The 2,578-nt window shown below is 37.6% G+C and carries 1 protein-coding gene and 1 pseudogene; both read right to left on the bottom strand.

The features are described from left to right. Window positions 1–208: 208 nt before the first annotated feature. Window positions 209–1,093: a phytoene/squalene synthase family protein gene (locus A5868_RS07605; protein WP_086303951.1), complete on the bottom strand. Its 885-nt coding sequence runs from the start codon at window positions 1,091–1,093 to the stop codon at window positions 209–211. Beyond that, a pseudogene (locus A5868_RS07600) lies at window positions 1,083–2,570 on the bottom strand (phytoene desaturase family protein). The gene A5868_RS07605 and the pseudogene A5868_RS07600 overlap by 11 nt, the downstream one beginning before the upstream one ends. Between the last annotated feature and the right edge of the window lie 8 nt (window positions 2,571–2,578).

Raw genomic sequence — 2,578 nt, 5'->3', positions numbered from 1 at the left:
TTCAATTGATTTTATCTAATATATTCTTACTGCTTTACAATCAATTTTGTTTTAGTGATTCCAAAAAAATACTTCTTAGCCCTATTTCAGTCACGATATAAGCGGTACCCTCTTTTGAAATCTCACAGATTTTTTGATCACAAAAAAAGTACGCAGAGAGTACTTACTCCGCATACTTGACTGTCTTTTATTCAGTGTTGTTTGAACATTACCTTTTTTGAAGCGCTATTCTTTTTGAGTCGTGATTGGCTGCTTTAAATAGTAATAGTTTTCTAGTCTTATTGACTACATGTCTCTTTCCAAATACATCATAGTTTCCTTCACGTATCACAGACAAAATCTCTCTATAAAGATAAATTGCTGTCAGTAGAGGAATTCTGCATTCTTCATCAATTTCAGCGATCATTTCCAATCCCTTTTTATAACTTTCCTCTGCACGATGCGCTTCAAACTCCCATAAGTCAATAAATGCTTGACTCCTATGATGTGTTCTAATCGCTTTTTCCGTCACACCATATTGATCCATCAGCTCTTTTGGAAGGTAGATTCTACCTTCATTCAAGTCTTCGCCTATGTCACGCAAGATGTTCGTAATCTGCATTGCCCGACCTAAATCCTTGGCTTCTTCTATAATACTTTGCCAATTTGCAGAGAGAATGGGCAACAACATTAATCCAACAGATCCTGCAACATAATAACTATATTCCTCTAATTCTTTTTGCGTCTGAGGTTGTTCAAAATGAGCATCTCGACGTTGCCCCTCCAACATATCATAGAAGAACTTGATGTCTAAAGGATAATGATCAAAAACCACTGCTAATGCTCGCCACATCGGATCTTCTGGACAATTTTCCTTTTGAAACTCATCCAATTGGTCACGCATTCCTCTTAATTTCTCAGGTTTTTTTTCCACATCAATGATATCATCCGCCCTTCGACAAAAAGCATAGATCGCATAGACACTCATCGCTTTTTGTTCCGGTAATTGAGAAAAGGCCGCATAGAAGCTTTTTGAATGATGTTTGATGATCTTTTTACAGTAATCAAAATCGTCTTGATAATGAACAAAATCGTTAGAAAGCTTATTGGTCATCGCGAATCAGCTCCTCTACAGCCAACTTAGCACTTTGCATGACAATTGGAACTCCCGCTCCTGGATGCGTGCTGCTCCCGCAGAAATAGAGATTGTCAGCATAATCAAATTTATTATGTGGCCGATAATAATTACTTTGCTTCAACGTCGGTTTTAACCCGAAAGTTGCTCCTCGATAGGCATTGAAGTTTTCACTAAAATCTCTTGGTGTGTAGTGTTCTTCAAAAACAATATGCTCTTCAATATCAGTGAATACTGTTTCTTGCTTGATTTTCTGCAGCATATGGTCGCGGTATTTTTGAATGGTCTCTTCATTCCAATCAGAGAATTTTGATAATTCTGGTACAGGCACTAACGCATATAATGCTTCGTGCCCCTCTTTTGCCATGTCAGGATCTAAGAATGATGGCACGTATAAATAATACGAAGGGTCATCTGGAAGTACACCTTGATCGAAAATATCTGTAATATTCTTTTCAAAATCCTTTGCGAAGTGAATCGAATGCAACGCCTCTACTTCATATTTTTTGTCTAAACCTAGATAGAGCAAAAAGCAAGAACATGAATAGTCCATTTTATCAATTTTTTTATCCGTATATTTCCCACGATTTTTTTCGTTTGGCACTAAATGCTTCATGGCATAAGGAAAGTCCGCTCCACACACCACTGCATCAGCCAAAACGTTCTTTCCGTCAACTTTTATTCCTACGGCTTCCTTATTCTCAATCAGTATTTCCTGCACCTCCGTATTACAGAAAACTTCCCCGCCTAATTCGATAAATAATCGCTCTAGACCTTGTGCTAAGGTGTACATTCCACCTTTCATAAAATGAATGCCATAAAGCAGCTCGATCATGGGAATAATTGTATACAATGACGGGCCCTGATAAGGAGAAATGCCAATGTAAAGTGTTTGAAACGCCAATGATTTACGAAGGCGATCATCTTTAACAAATTTTGAGATGGAGCTGTACGCATCTCAAAAATTCTTCAACTTTAGTCCATTCAACAATGATTTTGGATTGTAAAAATCCCAAAAAGATCGAAAGGAGCGCATAATGAATGCTTCTTTTGCAACTAAGTAACGCTTATAAATATCTGCTAGAAATGCGAAATAGCCTTGAGCATCTTCTTCAGATATTCCTTCTAATGTTTTTGTTAGTTCGACCAAATCGGATGAAAAGATCAAGGGATCATCGTCAGAAAAATACAATTTCAACATCGGATCAATCTTCTCCATCGGAATATAGTCATCGGGATTCTTCCCACAAAACTCAAAGACTTCTTTATAAATATCCGGCATCATGACAATCGTCGGTCCTACATCAAAAGTAAAGCCTTCCTTTTTGATCTGGTTCATTTTGCCGCCTACTTGACTAGCCTTTTCATAGAGTTGAACAGCATAACCTAGTTTTTGTAATCTTACTGCTGCAGTAAGCCCTGCGACTCCTGCACCTATTACTATTACCTTCTTCATAGTCACTC

This window comes from Enterococcus sp. 12F9_DIV0723 (assembly GCF_002174375.1).
GTDB lineage: Bacteria > Bacillota > Bacilli > Lactobacillales > Enterococcaceae > Enterococcus_A > Enterococcus_A gilvus.
The sequence above is the reverse complement of the archived record's forward strand: the minus strand, read 5'-3'. Positions and strand labels throughout refer to the sequence as shown.